This window comes from Streptomyces sp. PTL18, from assembly GCF_059510295.1.
The window spans coordinates 222948-237795 of the sequence record NZ_JCAJZO010000006.1 but is presented as its reverse complement, the minus strand read 5'-3'; the positions used below and the strand labels follow the sequence as shown (position 1 = coordinate 237795).

The following is a 14848-nucleotide window of genomic DNA, read 5'->3' as shown; positions in this document are numbered from 1 at the left end:
TGCGTCGATGCTTCTGGGAATCGGATCGGACGGTCGCCGACTACTTGATCAGGTAGATCGTGGCGAAGAGGCCGATCCAGACGACATCGACGAAGTGCCAGTAGTAGGACACGACGATGGCGGCGGTCGCCTGCTCGTGGGTGAACCTCTTGGCCGCGTAGGTGCGGCCGAGCACCAGCAGGAATGCGATGAGACCACCCGTCACGTGCAGGCCGTGGAAGCCGGTGGTCAGGTAGAACACCGAGCCGTACGGGTCGGAGGACAGCGAGAGACCGTCCTTCTTCACCAGCTCGGTGTACTCGAAGATCTGTCCGCCGATGAAGATCGCACCCATGATGAAGGTGACGATGAACCAGCCCCGGAGCTTCTTCACGTCACCGCGTTCGGCGGCGAAGACGCCGAGCTGGCAGGTGAGGGAGGAGAGCACCAGGACCGTGGTGTTCACGGAGGAGAAGGGCACATTGAGGGAACTCGCCATCTCCTTCCAGTGAGCCGGCCCGGTCACCGATCGCAGGGTGAAGTACATCGCGAAGAGGGCCGCGAAGAACATCAGCTCGGAACTCAGCCAGATGATGGTTCCGACGCTGGTGAGGTTCGGCCGGTTGACCGACGGGTGCGCGTGCCCGGTTTCTACTGTCGTTGCTGTCGCCACGACCGACATTATGTCGGTCGCTTATCTCGCCCTCACTCCGGGGGGTGCCGTTCGGAGTGTCCGTACCGTCTGTAGTGCCCGGATGGCGCACCGAAGACGGCTGCGCGCCGGTGTCCACCCCGTGTTCCAGGGGGTAGCATCCGCACCGATGGTCCGTTCCGTACGACGACGACGTCCCGGAGGGAAGCATGCAGCCGACCGCCACGGTGCTGGTCTACAGCGACGACTCCAACACCCGCGCCCAGGTGCGGCTCGCGACCGGGCGCCGGCCGGCTCCGGACGTTCCCGAGGTGGAGTTCGTGGAGTGCGCCACGCCGGGAGCCGTGCTCAGGGAACTGGACAAGGGCGGCATCGACGTGTGCGTGCTGGACGGCGAGGCGGTGCCCATGGGCGGGATGGGCGTGTGCCGGCAGATCAAGGACGAGATCTTCGACTGCCCGCCGGTTCTGTTGCTGATCGCCCGGCCCCAGGATGCGTGGCTGGCGACGTGGAGTCGCGCGGACGCGGCGGTGGCGCTGCCGGTCGAACCGGTGGAGTTCGCCTCTGCCCTGGCTTCCCTGCTGCGACGCAAGGCCCTTCTGAGCGCCTGAGAGGGGCGCCCGCCGCTCTCAGGGCGTCTCAGACGCTCTCCGGGCTCAGCCGCGCCGTCAGCGCCGGGTTGGACGTGTCGGGGCTCAGGGCGCTGCCCTTCTGCCACTTCTTCCAGTCCACGTTCCAGTCGCCGAAGCCGTTGCCGAACGGTTCCATCTGTTTGCCGCCCGAGTTGACGACCTGGACGATGTCGCCCTGCCGGACCGTGTTGTAGAACCACCGGGCGTACGCGGTGCTCATCCCCGTGCAGCCGTGGCTGACGTTGGCGTACCCCTGGGAGCCCACGGACCAGGGCGCGGCGTGCACGTACTCGCCGCTCCAGGTGACCCGGGCCGCCCAGTAGACGTTCAGGTCGTAGGAGTCGCTGGAGCCCGCCGCGATGCCGATGGTGGTCCCGCGCATCCGTACGACGTAGCTCTTGTTCAGGATCACCTTGACGCCGTTGCGGGTCGCGTAGCCGGGCTTGCCGGTGGTGACGGGGATCTGCTTGATCGCTTCGCCGTTCTTGTAGACCGTCAGCCGGTGCGACGCCGCGTCCGTGACAGCGATGACGCTGTCCCCCATGGTCAGCTTCACGGGCTTGGTGTCGCCGCCCCAGAGGCGGTCGGCGATCTTCACCCCGGCGAGGTTGCTGTAGGCCGTGACGGTGGCGTGGGCGGGCCAGTAGTCCTTGGGGCGGTAGTGCAGTGTCTTGTCGTCCACCCAGTACCAGGAGCCCTCCACGGCGGGCACCGAGTCGACCCTGAGGGCGCGCTCGACGATGGCCCGCTGCGCCCTGTCCTTGACGGGCTGGCTGAGCGTGGCGGTGATGGGCTGCCCGACGCCGTAGGTCCCGGAGTCCGGGCCGAAGGTGACGTTCAGAACCGTCTGGGCCTTGGGGGTGCCGGTGTCGAACTCCAGGGTCTTGCGACCCGGGTTGCCGTCCTCGTCCTCCGTGCTGACCTGCACCGTGTAGTGGGTGCCCGCGGCCAGCGGTGAGGTGCTGTGCCAGCGGCTGCCGTCGGCGGAGAGCTCACCGGCGACGTAGCGCCCCCGGGAGTCCAGGGCGGTGACGTCCGTGATGCGCGCGTCCGAACCCGAGGCGGTGATCTCCAGTGGTTTGTCCGGGTCGACCTGCTTGCCGTCGCCGACCTGGGCGTTGACGTCGATGTCGTCCGCCGCGTCGTACGGCTTCGCCGCCGGGTCCCCGTCCGTCCCGCAGGCGACGAGACCCGCGCCGAGGGCGATCACCAGCAGGGTGCACCCGACGACCGTGCCGTTTTTCAAGAACGCTGTGTGGCTCATGCCCTCACGCTAGGAACGTCTGTCAAGCATGGCGCGCCGGGCAATCCGTGTGGGGGACGCCGAGCGTGGCAAAAGAGGGAGCCCGGACACTCCAGAAGGTGTGTCCGGGCTCCGGAAGAGCGGGGCTCCTGTTACTGGGTGCGGTTCTCGCCGCGGTAGTACTCGAAGACCCAGCCCCACAGGCCCAGCAGGATCAGCGGGGCCGAGAAGTACATCAGCCACCAGCCGATCGCGATCGCCAGGAAGGCGAGCGCGCCACCGACGCCGAGGGCGAGCGGCTGCCAGCTGTGCGGGCTGAAGAAGCCGATCTCACCGGCGTCGTCGGCGACGTCGGCCTCCTTGTTGTCCTGCGCTCCCGCGTCGACCCGCCGGGCCGTGAAGGCCAGGTAGTAGCCGATCATCACGCTCAGGCCGAAGGCCAGGAAGAGCGCGGTGGTGCCGGCCGGCTCCTTCGACCACACGCCGTAGACGACGGCCATGACGAGGATGAAGACGGACAGCCACAGGAACATCTTGCCCTGGATCTTCACTTGCCGGCCTCCTTGCCACCAGCGACGCCCTTGCTGCCGGCACCCGCGTACTCGAGCTGCTCGAGCGCGGCGATCTCCGGGTGGTGCAGGTCGAAGGCGGGCGATTCGGAGCGGATCCGCGGCAGCGTGAGGAAGTTGTGCCGCGGCGGCGGGCAGGAGGTCGCCCACTCCAGCGAACGGCCGTAGCCCCACGGGTCGTCGACGCCGACCGGCTTGCCGTACTTGGCCGTCTTCCACACGTTGTAGAGGAACGGCAGGATCGACAGGCCGAGCAGGAAGGAGGAGATCGTCGAGATCGTGTTCAGGGCGGTGAAGCCGTCGGCGGCGAGGTAGTCCGCGTAACGACGCGGCATGCCCTCGGCGCCCAGCCAGTGCTGCACCAGGAACGTGCCGTGGAAGCCGATGAACAGCGTCCAGAACGTGATCTTGCCGAGGCGCTCGTCGAGCATCTTGCCGGTGAACTTCGGCCACCAGAAGTGGAAGCCGGAGAACATCGCGAAGACGACGGTGCCGAAGACCACGTAGTGGAAGTGCGCCACCACGAAGTACGAGTCCGAGATGTGGAAGTCCATCGGCGGCGAGGCCAGGATGACACCGGTCAGACCACCGAACGTGAAGGTGATCAGGAAGCCGGTCGCCCAGAGCATCGGCGTCTCGAAGGAGAGCGAGCCCTTCCACATCGTTCCGATCCAGTTGAAGAACTTCACGCCGGTGGGAACGGCGATGAGGAACGTCATGAAGGAGAAGAACGGAAGCAGCACGCCGCCGGTGACGTACATGTGGTGCGCCCACACCGTCACGGACAGGCCGGCGATGGCGATGGTGGCGCCGATGAGACCCATGTAGCCGAACATCGGCTTACGGCTGAAGACCGGGATGACCTCGGAGATGATGCCGAAGAACGGTAGCGCGATGATGTACACCTCTGGATGGCCGAAGAACCAGAAGAGGTGTTGCCACAGCAGTGCGCCGCCGTTGGCCGCGTCGAAGACATGGGCACCGAACTTGCGGTCCGCCTCCAGGGCGAACAGCGCGGCCGCGAGGACCGGGAAGGCCAGCAGCACGAGCACACCGGTCAGCAGCACGTTCCACACGAAGATCGGCATGCGGAACATCGTCATGCCGGGGGCGCGCATGCAGATGATCGTGGTGATGAAGTTGACCGAGCCGAGGATCGTGCCGAAGCCGGAGAAGGCCAGACCCATGATCCACATGTCGGCGCCGACGCCCGGCGAGCGGACCGCGTCCGACAGCGGGCTGTAGGCGAACCAGCCGAAGTCGGCCGCGCCGTCCGGGGTGAGGAAGCCGCCGACCGCGATCAGCGAGCCGAACAGGTAGAGCCAGTAGGCGAACATGTTCAGCCGCGGGAACGCCACGTCGGGCGCGCCGATCTGCAGCGGCATGATCCAGTTCGCGAAGCCGGCGAACAGCGGCGTCGCGAACATCAGCAGCATGATCGTGCCGTGCATCGTGAACGCCTGGTTGAACTGCTCGTTCGACATGATCTGCAGGCCCGGACGGGCCAGCTCGGCGCGCATGAGCAGCGCCATCACGCCGCCGATCAGGAAGAACGCGAACGACGTCGTCAGATACAGCGTGCCGATCGTCTTGTGGTCGGTGGTCGTCAGCCACTTGATGACGACGTTACCGGGTCGCCTGCGCCGGACCGGCAGCTCGTTCTCGTACGACTCTGCTGCCGCGGCACCCTGGGGTTCGTTGAGGATGCTCACAGGTTGTTCGTCTCCCGGTTCTTCTCGTGGCTCGTCTGCGCGATGCCGGCGGGAATGTAACCGGTCTGCCCCTTCTTCGCGAGGTCCTTGAGGTGCTGCTCGTACGCTGCGGGCGAGACCACCTTCACGTTGAACAGCATCCGGGAGTGGTCGACGCCGCAGAGCTCGGCGCACTTGCCGCGGAAGGTGCCCTCCCGGTTGGGGGTCACCTCGAAGGCGTTGGCGTGGCCGGGGATGACGTCCTGCTTCATCAGGAACGGCAGCACCCAGAAGGAGTGGATGACGTCCCGCGAGGTGAGGATGAAGCGGACGGTCTTGCCCTTGGGGAGCCACAGCGTGGGACCGGGGTTGCCCGTCTGCGGGTTCCGCGTGGCGGGCGTACCGAAGTCGTAGACACCGCCGGCGTTCGCCGGGAAGTCGTTCTTGAACCGGTCCGGGATCGCGACCAGGTTCTTGTCGGTCTTCGCGTCGCCCGTCACCCCGTCGACGGGGGTGACGTAGTTGAAGCCCCAGCTCCACTGGTAGCCGACGACGTTGATCGTGACGTCGGGCTTCTTGGAGAGGCTGAGGAGCTTCGACTCGTCACGGGCGGTGAAGTAGAAGAGCACCGAGACGATGATGAGCGGGACCACGGTGTACAACGCCTCGATCGGCATGTTGTACCGGGTCTGCTGGGGAACCTCGACCTTGGTGCGGCTGCGCCGGTGGAACATCGCGCTCCACAGGATCAGGCCCCACACCAGCACGCCGACGGCGAGCGCGGCCGCCCAGGATCCCTGCCACAGGGAGAGGATCCGCGGAGCCTCTTCCGTGGTCGGGGTGGGCATACCAAGGCGGGGGAAGTCCTTGTATGTGCAACCGGTTGCGGTCGCCAGGACCAGGCCCGCGGTCAGTGCCTGCAGCAGCTTCCGCCGCATCGGGCGCCGCGGCGAGCGGTCGGAGCCGTTGGGACTCACGTAGCGCCTTCCCGAGAGTCTCGCCCGCGCGGTTGGCTGCGGCCTTCTCGCTGGTCGGTCGCCGCCCTGCGTCGGGCAGGGGTTTGGATGTTTATGCGGACCAAACCCTACTGGACGCGTTCCGGCGGGTTGCGGGGAGGGGTGCGGTACGCGCCGCGGGTTGCGCCGGGGCGCCTAATAGCTCGGGGGTGCGGCTTGTGTGGCGAGTGCGGTGGTTCGTTGTCGATCGCGCAGTTCCTCGCATCCCTTCCGGGCGATTAGCGTTGCCGTGTGGGTTACTTCGACGCTGCTTCCGGTGGTCCTCTTCACCCCGTTGCCCGGCAGGCTCTGCTGGCCTCGCTCGAGGAGGGGTGGGCCGATCCCGCCCGGCTGTACCGCGAGGGGCGGCGGGCGCGATTGCTGCTGGACGCGGCGCGGGAGACGGCCGCCGAGGCGGTCGGCTGCCGGCCGGACGAGCTGGTCTTCACCTCCTCCGGGACGCGGGCGGTGCACGCGGGGGTCGAGGGGGTGCTGGCGGGGCGCCGCCGGGTCGGACGTCACCTGATCGTGTCATCGGTCGAACACTCCTCGGTGCTCCATTCGGCGGAGGTGTTCGAGGCGTCGGGCGGCACGGTGACACAGGTGCCGGTCTCGCGGGCGGGCGCCGTCACCCCCGAGGAGTACGCGGAGGCGTTGCGTGCGGACACCGCACTGGCCTGTCTGCAGTCGGCCAACCACGAGGTGGGCACGGTGCAGCCGGTGGCCGGGGTGGCCGAGGTGTGCCGGGCGGCCGGGGTGCCGCTGCTGGTGGACGCGGCGCAGTCGCTGGGCTGGGGTCCGGTGGAGGCCGGCTGGTCGGTGCTGACGGCCAGTGCGCACAAATGGGGCGGGCCGTCGGGTGTCGGGCTTCTCGCGGTGCGCAAGGGGGTGCGGTTCGCGCCCCAGGGTCCCGCGGACGAGCGGGAGTCGGGGCGGGCGGCCGGGTTCGAGAACATCCCCGCGGTCGTGGCGGCGGCGGCCTCGCTGCGGGCGGTGCGGGCGGAGGCGGCCCAGGAGGCCCCGCGGCTGCGGGAGCTGACGGAGCGGATCCGGGTGCGGGTGCGGGAGCTGGTCCCCGATGTCGAGGTGGTGGGCGACCCGGTGCGCCGGCTGCCCGGGATCGTCACGTTCTCCTGTCTCTATGTCGACGGAGAGACGCTGCTGCACGAGCTGGACCGGGCGGGCTTCTCGGTCTCGTCCGGTTCGTCCTGTACGAGCAGCACCCTGACGCCGAGCCATGTGCTGAAGGCGATGGGGGTACTGAGCGGGGGCAACGTGCGGGTGTCGCTGCCGCCGGGGACACCGGCGGAGGACGTCGAACGGTTCCTCGCGGTGCTGCCGGAGGCGGTGGCGGGGGTCCGGGAGAAGCTGGGAGCGCCGTCCCCGGGGACCGCGGGGCGGGGGGACGCCCTGGTCGTCGACGCCCTCGGCAAGCGCTGCCCGATCCCGGTGATCGAGCTGGCCAAGGCCTTCCGGGACGTCCCGGTCGGCGGCACGGTCCGCGTCCTGGCGGACGACGAGGCGGCCCGCCTGGACATCCCGGCGTGGTGCGAGATGCGGGGGCAGGAGTACGTGGGTGAGGAGCCGGCGGAACGGGGTTCGGCGTACGTGGTCCGCCGGCTCTCGTAGGGGCGTGTCCGTGCCTGCCCGGCCTCAGGCCAGGTGTTCCTGGACCTCCGCGGCGGCCTCGTCCCCGTAGGCCTTGGTGAAGCGGTCCATGAAGTGGGCCCGCCGCAGCTGGTACTCCTGCGTGCCGAGCGTCTCGATGACCAGGGTCGCGAGCATGCAGCCCACCTGGGCCGCCCGCTCCAGGGTGACGCCCCACGCCAGCCCCGAGAGGAACCCCGCCCGGAAGGCGTCGCCGACCCCGGTCGGGTCCACCTTCGCCGTCTCATCGGGCACTCCCACCTCGATCGGGTCCTCGCCGACGCGCTCGATGCGCACGCCCCGGGAGCCGAGCGTGGTCACCCGATGGCCCACCCGGCCCAGGATCTCGCCGTCCGACCAGCCCGTCTTGGTCTCGATGAGCCCCTTCTCGTACTCGTTGGAGAAGAGGTAGGTCGCCCCGTCCAGCAGTATCCGGATCTCGTCGCCGTCCATACGGGCGATCTGCTGCGAGAAGTCCGCGGCGAACGGGATGGACCGGGAGCGGCACTCCTCCGTGTGGCGCAGCATCGCCTCCGGGTCGTCTGCGCCGATGACGACCAGGTCGAGGCCCCCCACCCGGTCGGCCACCGTCTTGAGCTCGATGAGCCGGGCCTCGCTCATCGCGCCGGTGTAGAAGGAGCCGATCTGGTTGTGGTCGGCGTCGGTCGTGCACACGAAGCGGGCCGTGTGCTGGGTCTCCGAGATCCGCACGGACTCGGTGTCCACCCCGTGTCGGTCCAGCCATGCCCGGTACTCGTCGAAGTCGGAGCCGGCCGCGCCGACCAGGATCGGCTTGGTGCCGAGCTGTCCCATACCGAAGGCGATGTTCGCGCCCACCCCGCCGCGGCGTACGTCGAGGCGGTCGACCAGGAAGGAGAGGGAGACCGTGTGCAGCTGGTCCGCGACGAACTGGTCGGCGAAGCGGCCGGGGAAGGTCATGAGGTGGTCGGTGGCGATGGAGCCGGTGACTGCGATACGCACGGCTAGGACACGCTCCTGGGGCGGAGGGGATGGACAGTTCACGCTACCCGGTCCACCAGCCCCTCTGAAGCAGGCAAAACTACCCGATAGTAGACCTTTCCCGGTGGGCTCGGGCCTGCCTACGGTGCCGTCATGACGAAGCTCGAGGTCCTCGGCAGCGCCCTGCCCGGCACGGAAGCGGAAGGAGACCTGGCGTCGCTGCGCGGCGACTGCGCTCGCATGGTCCCGCACTGGGCCGCCCCCGCGAAGACCGCGTCCGCGCCGGTCTCACCGTCCCTGATCCACGGGGTCAGCGTGCCGCCCGCCTCCGCCCGCCTTCTGGACGCGATGTCCGACTACGGGGACTGATCGCGGCGCCTGCCTGCAGGCGCACCCGCGAGGGAACCGCGCGCTCCCCCGCTGCGTCCCATCGCCGTCCCCCGTATGAGGGAGGCGGGATACGACCCACCGTGGCCTCTTCCGGCACGGCGGGGTCTCCTGGGACAGCGTGGACCCGAAGGAGCGATGCGGTGAACACCGAGCGACCCGACGACGCGAGCGAGACGGCGGACGTCCCCGAGGGCGGTGACGCAACCGTGCCGCGACGGCGTTCCCCGGTGGTGGTCGCCTCGGTCGCGGCGGCGGTCCTCTTGGTCGGGGGCGGCGGGGCGTACCTGGCCGCGAGCCTGTCCGGCAAAGCGGGCGGCTCCTCCGCGCCGGGCGGCGGCGGCGCTCCCCCGGCGCTGGCCCTGGACGGCTACGGCGGGGCGGGTACGCCGGGCATCGCGGCGGGCGAGCCGAACCCGTACGGCACGACGTACCGCGCGGCCGGCAAGCTGCCCGGCGGCCCCGGGTCGGCGCCGGTGTACCGGGCCAGGGGCGAGGTGACGCGGGAGGAGGTGACCCGGCTCGCCAAGGCTCTGGACGTGAGCGGCACGCCGCGGCGGGTGGGTGACTCCTGGACGGTGGGCGGCGGCAAGGACGGCGCGCAGCCGCTGCTGCGGGTGGCCGGGCAGGCACCGGGGGGGTGGACGTTCAGCCGGTACGGACCCGGATCCGACGACCTGTGCCGGAGCAGCAAGGTGTGCCCCTCCACCCGGGGCTCCGCCGCGGGCTCCCCGGTGAGCGAGGCCATGGCGGAGCGGGCCGCCGCTCCGGTGCTGAAGGCGCTCGGCCAGGACGACGCCGAGCTCGACGCGCACCAGCTCCTGGGCTCCCTGCGGGTGGTGAACGCCGATCCCGAGGTCGGCGGGCTGCCCACGCACGGCTGGTCGACCGGCATCCAGGTGGGCGGGGACGGCCGGGTGGTGGGCGGCAGCGGCAATCTGAAGGCGCCGGTCAAGGGAGCGACGTATCCCGTGCTGGACGCGAAGCGGACGCTGGAGCTGATGAACGGCGCGCCGTCCCACGGTCGCAAGGGCATCGGCGGCTGTGCCAGTCCGGTACCGGTCAAGGACCGGGACGAGAAGCCGTGCGGGGCGTCCACCGCGGCGCCGAAGCGGGCGTCGGCGACGGTGCAGGGCGCGGTGTTCGGGCTGGCCCGGCACTCCGTGGACGGCCGGGCGGCGCTGGTGCCGTCATGGCTGTTCGAGGTACGGCCGACGGGGGCCGGGGAGGGCCTCACGGTGACCTATCCGGCGATCGATCCGCAGTACCTGACCAGCCCGCAGCCGCCGGGGCAGCCGAGCGGCACGCCGGCGCCGGGCACGAGCGCTCCGGGTACGAGCGCGCCGGGCGGAACGCCGTCCCCGGCACCCACGAAGCATGACGTGAAGGTGATGGCCTACACCGCCGACGGCCGGGACCTGACCATCGCCTACGAGGGCGGGGTGTGCGCCGACTACACGGCGTCCGTGAGCGAGGGCTCCGACCGGGTGACGGTGACCGTGACCGGGACGCCCTGGCGGGGCAAGGTGTGCATCATGATCGCGAAGGTCTACCACGAGACGCTGCACCTGAAGGCGCCGCTGGGCGACCGCCAGGTGGTCGGTTCGGACGGCAGGCCGATCCCGAAGGGGACGGTGCCGGCCGACGGGGCGGGGCCCCCGCTCGCACGGTAGGAGGCCGGCTCCAGGGACGGACGAAGGCGGCGCCCCCCGGACCGGGGGTGCCGCCTTCACACGTCCGCGCCGGGCGCCGACTCAGCTGAAGGAGTCGCCGCAGGCGCAGGAGCCCGTCGCGTTCGGGTTGTCGATGGTGAAGCCCTGCTTCTCGATGGTGTCGACGAAGTCGATGGTCGCGCCGCCCAGGTACGGGGCGCTCATGCGGTCGGTGACGACCTTGACCCCGCCGAAGTCCTTCTCCACGTCGCCGTCGAGCGAACGCTCGTCGAAGAAGAGCTGGTAGCGCAGGCCGGAGCAGCCGCCGGGCTGAACCGCGACGCGCAGCGCCAGGTCGTCACGGCCTTCCTGGTCGAGCAGGGCCTTGACCTTGGCCGCGGCGGCGTCGGTCAGGATGATGCCGTCGGTGACGGTGGTGGTCTCGTCCTGTACGGACATCTACATCTCTCCCGGGTTGTACGGAGACTGCTTGCCGACGAGTGCAACCGGCCCGGCCGCGGATTCATTCCGGGCCGAGCACGCTTCCTCTCGCGTCTCGCTTCTTCTTCATGCTCGCACACGCCGCGAAACACGCCTACCGGCCTGTGGAGGGACGCGTCCCCGCAGGACCCCCGCCGGGATTCACGTCACATAGACGCAATGGCCATCGTCAAAGTGACATGAAGCGGTTATGATAGATAGCGTCAAATCGACGAAAAGGCTTGTCCAGCATGTCCCGCCGGCCCGTCCGAGGGCCGGCGAGCCGCAGAACAGAAAGGGTGCGTGTCGTGACCACCGCCCAGACCCAGGAGCTCGACGTACAGCCGACGCCCCTCGCCCTGCTGCTGCTCGGCCGTGAGGCCGACCCGAGGAGCGAACGGGGCGTCGAGTGTCCCGGCGAACTCCCCTCGCCGTCCGACCCGGACCTGGTCGAGCGCGCCCGCGCGGCCAAGGAGAAGCTGGGCGACAAGGTGTTCGTCCTCGGGCACCACTACCAGCGCGACGAGGTCATCCAGTTCGCGGACGTCACGGGCGACTCCTTCAAGCTGGCCCGGGACGCCGCCGCGCGGCCGGAGGCCGAGTACATCGTCTTCTGCGGTGTGCACTTCATGGCCGAGTCGGCGGACATCCTCACGTCGGACGACCAGAAGGTGGTCCTGCCCGACCTCGCGGCCGGCTGTTCCATGGCCGACATGGCGACCGCCGAGCAGGTCGCCGAGTGCTGGGACGCGCTGACCGAGGCGGGGATCGCCGAGCAGGTCGTCCCGGTGTCGTACATGAACTCGTCCGCGGACATCAAGGCGTTCACCGGCAAGCACGGCGGCACCATCTGCACGTCGTCGAACGCGCAGCGGGCCCTGGAGTGGGCGTTCCAGCAGGGTGAGAAGGTCCTGTTCCTGCCGGACCAGCACCTGGGCCGCAACACGGCCGTGCGGGACATGGGCATGTCCCTGGACGACTGCGTCGTCTACAACCCGCACCGGCCGAACGGCGGCCTGACGGCCGAGCAGCTGCGCGCCGCGAAGATGATCCTGTGGCGGGGCCACTGCTCGGTGCACGGCCGCTTCAGCCTGGACTCGGTGAACGACGTACGGGAGCGGATCCCGGGCGTGAACGTGCTGGTGCACCCGGAGTGCAGGCACGAGGTGGTCGCAGCCGCGGACCACGTGGGCTCCACGGAGTACATCATCAAGACCCTGGAAGCGGCTCCGGCCGGCTCGAAGTGGGCCGTGGGCACGGAGCTGAACCTGGTCCGCCGCCTGGCGAACCGTTTCGCGCCGGAGGGCAAGGAGATCGTCTTCCTCGACCGGACGGTGTGCTTCTGCTCGACGATGAACCGCATCGACCTGCCGCACCTGGTGTGGGCGCTGGAGTCCCTGGCGGAGGGGAAGCCGGTGAACCGCATCCAGGTGGACAAGGAGACGGAGGCGTTCGCGAAGCTGGCGCTGGAGCGGATGCTGGCGCTGCCGTAGCGGATTCGTCAGTACGCGGGTGAAGAGCGACGCTCAGTGTGAGCGGCGCTCTTCGCCGTTCTGGCCGCGTCCCCGGCCGCGCGTGCCGCAGCGGACGAGCCCTCTCCCACCACCAGAGGTCGTAGTGCGGCCGCCTCAGGCCGCACCCGGCGGCGGTTGCCACCGGTGCCCGGCCCGGCCCGCCGTCCACCGGCGCTTCGCCCGGTAAGGGCCCCGTCCGAGGACGGGGGGCCGGCTCACGCCGCTCGGTCGTTCCGCGAGCGATCGAGTCTGCGCGGTCGACACCAGCCGCGGTGGACCCGATCCGGTTGGCCCGGGCCCACCCGATCCGGCCGGCGGCACCGCCGGGTCAGGTCACTCCATCCGTGGACGCACCAGTCCGGACTCGTAGGCCATGACCACCAGTTGTGCCCGGTCGCGGGCGCCGAGTTTCGCCATGGCCCGGTTGACGTGCGTCTTCACCGTCAGCGGGCTGACCTCCAGGCGCTCGGCGATCTCGTCGTTGGAGTGGCCGCCGGCGACCTGCACGAGCACTTCGCGCTCCCGGCCGGTGAGCGTGCCGAGCCGGTCCGAGCGGGCCGGGTCGCGGCCGTCGTCGTCGCCCTGGGCGAGGAACCGGGCGATGAGCCCCTTGGTGGCGGCGGGCGACAGCAGTGCCTCGCCACCGTGGGCGACGCGGATGGCGTTCAGCAGCTCCTCGGGCTCGGAGCCCTTGCCGAGGAAGCCGGAGGCTCCGGCGCGCAGCGACCGCACGACGTAGTCGTCGACCTCGAAGGTCGTGAGGATGACCACCCGGACGTGGGCGAGAGCGGGATCGGCGCTGATCAGGCGGGTGGCGGCGAGGCCGTCCGTGCCGGGCATGCGGATGTCCATCAGGACGACGTCGGCGCCCCGCTCCTTGGCCAGCCGCACCGCCTCGGCGCCGTCGGACGCCTCGCCCACCACCTCCATGTCCGGCTCGGAGTCGACGAGCACCCGGAAGGCGCTGCGGAGCAGCGCCTGGTCGTCGGCGAGCAGGACCCGGATGCTCACGGGCGCTTGCTGGGTGGCGGTCACACGGTCTCCCCGGCTGCGGTCGTCGCGTGGTTCCTGACCGGCAGGATCGCATGGACCCGGAAGCCGCCTCCGTAGCGGGGGCCGGTGGTGAGGGAGCCGCCGAGAGCGGTGACGCGCTCCCGCATGCCGAGCAGGCCGTGGCCGCCGTTGCCGTCGTCGTCGCCGGGTGCGGTGTCCTCGCCCGGGCCGTCGTCGAGGACTGTGATCTCCACGTCGGGGCCCACACGGACGACGCTGACCTCGGCCTTCGCGGTGGACCCCGCGTGCTTGCGCACATTGGTGAGGGCCTCCTGGATGACGCGGTACGCGGCCAGGTCCACGGCGGCGGGCAGGGTGGTGCCGTCGTCGGCGCGGGCGACCTCGACGGGAAGGCCGGCGCTGCGGAAGGTGTCGGCGAGCTCGTCGAGGCGGGCGAGTCCAGGGGCGGGCTCGGTGGGGGCCTCGGGGTCGCCGGACTGGCGCAGCAGTCCGACGGTGGCACGGAGTTCGTTCAGTGCCGAGCGGCTGGCCTCGCGGACGTGGGCGAGGGCTTCCTTGGCCTGGTCGGGCCGCTTGTCCATGACGTGGGCGGCGACTCCGGCCTGCACATTGACCAGGGCGATGTGGTGGGCGACGACGTCGTGCAGGTCACGGGCGATGCGCAGCCGCTCCTCGGCGACACGGCGGCGGGCCTCCTCCTCGCGGGTGCGCTCCGCGCGCTCGGCGCGCTCCCTGATGGCCTGCACGAAGGCGCGGCGGCTGCGCACGGCGTCGCCGGCGGCCGCGGCCATGCCGGTCCAGGCGAAGAGACCGAGGTTCTCCTGGGCGTACCACGGCAGGGGGCCGGAGAGCATGGCGGCGCCGGTGAGCACGGTCATGGTCAGCAGGCCGACGCGCCAGGTGGTGGGGCGGTCGGTGGTGGAGGCGACGGTGTAGAGGGCGACGACGGCGGACATCGCGACGGGGGCGCGCGGGTCTGCCGTGAGCAGTTCCACGAGGGAGAGGACCCCGGTGACGGCGAGGACGGCCATGGGGCTCCGCCTGCGGAGGACGAGCGCTGCCGCGGCGAGCACCATGAGGACGAGGCTGAGGGCGCCGGGAGTGTGCGGGACCCAGGTGGCGCGGTGGTCCCGGGGGGCGGCGAAGGACGTGGCCAGCATGGAGACCAGCACGCCGAGGGCCAGGACCGCGTCGAGGACGAGGGGGTGGGCGCGGGCCCGGCACCGGGTGCGCTCTAGGGTGCTCACGGGTTCACGGTACGGGGTGCCTGCGGCGGGCGGAACCGAGGCCGCCGCCCGGCCGCACGTATGGTCCGGGGGCTGCGCCCCGGACCACCGACCGGCCTGAACGGCCTCGTCCTCGAACTCCCAAAAGCCCTTCCAGCAGGGGGTACCCCCAGCGGCTGGATCTCTGCCCCGGGCCGAACCGTGCCC

14 protein-coding genes are annotated in these 14848 nt (G+C 70.4%); 5 read left to right on the top strand and 9 right to left on the bottom strand.

Annotated features, from left to right (window positions below):
- Window positions 1-40: 40 nt before the first annotated feature.
- A complete protein-coding gene (ctaE, locus tag AC5WS8_RS14255) occupies window positions 41-661 on the bottom strand; it encodes an aa3-type cytochrome oxidase subunit III (protein ID WP_468238903.1) in 621 nt (206 codons plus the stop codon).
- 179 nt (window positions 662-840) lie between these two features.
- Between ctaE and AC5WS8_RS14250 the strand changes: the two genes are divergently transcribed.
- The gene (locus AC5WS8_RS14250; protein WP_496103730.1) at window positions 841-1242 is read left to right on the top strand and encodes a response regulator; all 402 of its coding nucleotides are present in this window, start codon (window positions 841-843) and stop codon (window positions 1240-1242) included.
- Window positions 1243-1270: 28 nt separating this feature from the next.
- Here AC5WS8_RS14250 and AC5WS8_RS14245 read toward each other — a convergent pair whose 3' ends face one another.
- From AC5WS8_RS14245 to ctaC, 4 genes are all read right to left on the bottom strand, one after another.
- Window positions 1271-2527: a L,D-transpeptidase gene (locus tag AC5WS8_RS14245; protein ID WP_496103729.1), complete on the bottom strand. Its 1257-nt coding sequence runs from the start codon at window positions 2525-2527 to the stop codon at window positions 1271-1273.
- Window positions 2528-2658: 131 nt separating this feature from the next.
- Window positions 2659-3057: a cytochrome c oxidase subunit 4 gene (locus AC5WS8_RS14240; RefSeq protein WP_496103728.1), complete on the bottom strand. Its 399-nt coding sequence runs from the start codon at window positions 3055-3057 to the stop codon at window positions 2659-2661.
- On the bottom strand, window positions 3054-4787 hold the full coding sequence (gene ctaD / locus AC5WS8_RS14235; protein ID WP_496103727.1) for an aa3-type cytochrome oxidase subunit I: 1734 nt from the start codon (window positions 4785-4787) through the stop codon (window positions 3054-3056). Before ctaD ends, AC5WS8_RS14240 begins: the two co-directional genes overlap by 4 nt.
- Window positions 4784-5743 carry an aa3-type cytochrome oxidase subunit II gene (gene ctaC, locus AC5WS8_RS14230; protein WP_496103726.1) on the bottom strand — a complete coding sequence of 320 codons (960 nt, stop codon included), beginning with the start codon at window positions 5741-5743 and terminating at the stop codon, window positions 4784-4786. The genes ctaD and ctaC overlap by 4 nt, the downstream gene beginning before the upstream one ends.
- Window positions 5744-6013: 270 nt before the next feature.
- Between ctaC and AC5WS8_RS14225 the strand changes: the two genes are divergently transcribed.
- A complete protein-coding gene (locus AC5WS8_RS14225; RefSeq protein WP_496103725.1) occupies window positions 6014-7390 on the top strand; it encodes a cysteine desulfurase/sulfurtransferase TusA family protein in 1377 nt (458 codons plus the stop codon).
- Between the two features lie 24 nt (window positions 7391-7414).
- On the opposite strand, the gene AC5WS8_RS14220 is transcribed toward AC5WS8_RS14225, so the two are convergent.
- Window positions 7415-8389, bottom strand: a complete 975-nt coding sequence (locus AC5WS8_RS14220; RefSeq protein ID WP_496103724.1) for a carbohydrate kinase family protein — start codon at window positions 8387-8389, stop codon at window positions 7415-7417.
- A 132-nt stretch (window positions 8390-8521) separates the two neighbouring features.
- Here AC5WS8_RS14220 and AC5WS8_RS14215 point away from each other — a divergent pair, with 132 nt between their 5' ends.
- Window positions 8522-8737 (top strand): hypothetical protein, encoded by a 216-nt coding sequence (locus AC5WS8_RS14215; RefSeq protein ID WP_496103723.1) that lies wholly within the window; start codon window positions 8522-8524, stop codon window positions 8735-8737.
- A gap of 161 nt (window positions 8738-8898) precedes the next feature.
- A complete protein-coding gene (locus AC5WS8_RS14210; RefSeq protein ID WP_496103722.1) occupies window positions 8899-10428 on the top strand; it encodes a hypothetical protein in 1530 nt (509 codons plus the stop codon).
- An 81-nt stretch (window positions 10429-10509) separates the two neighbouring features.
- Here AC5WS8_RS14210 and AC5WS8_RS14205 read toward each other — a convergent pair whose 3' ends face one another.
- The gene (locus tag AC5WS8_RS14205) at window positions 10510-10866 is read right to left on the bottom strand and encodes an iron-sulfur cluster assembly accessory protein (RefSeq protein WP_055491910.1); all 357 of its coding nucleotides are present in this window, start codon (window positions 10864-10866) and stop codon (window positions 10510-10512) included.
- Window positions 10867-11195: 329 nt separating this feature from the next.
- On the opposite strand from AC5WS8_RS14205, the gene nadA reads away from it, so the two are divergent.
- Entirely contained in the window at window positions 11196-12380 is a 1185-nt protein-coding gene (gene nadA, locus AC5WS8_RS14200) for a quinolinate synthase NadA (protein ID WP_496103721.1), read from the top strand.
- Between the two features lie 354 nt (window positions 12381-12734).
- Here nadA and AC5WS8_RS14195 read toward each other — a convergent pair whose 3' ends face one another.
- Window positions 12735-13412 carry a response regulator transcription factor gene (locus tag AC5WS8_RS14195; protein ID WP_496103916.1) on the bottom strand — a complete coding sequence of 226 codons (678 nt, stop codon included), beginning with the start codon at window positions 13410-13412 and terminating at the stop codon, window positions 12735-12737.
- A 20-nt stretch (window positions 13413-13432) separates the two neighbouring features.
- Window positions 13433-14662 carry a sensor histidine kinase gene (locus AC5WS8_RS14190; protein ID WP_496103720.1) on the bottom strand — a complete coding sequence of 410 codons (1230 nt, stop codon included), beginning with the start codon at window positions 14660-14662 and terminating at the stop codon, window positions 13433-13435.
- Between the last annotated feature and the right edge of the window lie 186 nt (window positions 14663-14848).

Coding starts and splice junctions, on each gene's coding strand:
- ctaE (WP_468238903.1), bottom strand. CDS start 661: ATGTCGGTCGTGGCGACAGCAACGACAGTAGAAACCGGGCACGCGCAC.
- AC5WS8_RS14250 (WP_496103730.1), top strand. CDS start 841: ATGCAGCCGACCGCCACGGTGCTGGTCTACAGCGACGACTCCAACACC.
- AC5WS8_RS14245 (WP_496103729.1), bottom strand. CDS start 2,527: ATGAGCCACACAGCGTTCTTGAAAAACGGCACGGTCGTCGGGTGCACC.
- AC5WS8_RS14215 (WP_496103723.1), top strand. CDS start 8,522: ATGACGAAGCTCGAGGTCCTCGGCAGCGCCCTGCCCGGCACGGAAGCG.
- AC5WS8_RS14205 (WP_055491910.1), bottom strand. CDS start 10,866: ATGTCCGTACAGGACGAGACCACCACCGTCACCGACGGCATCATCCTG.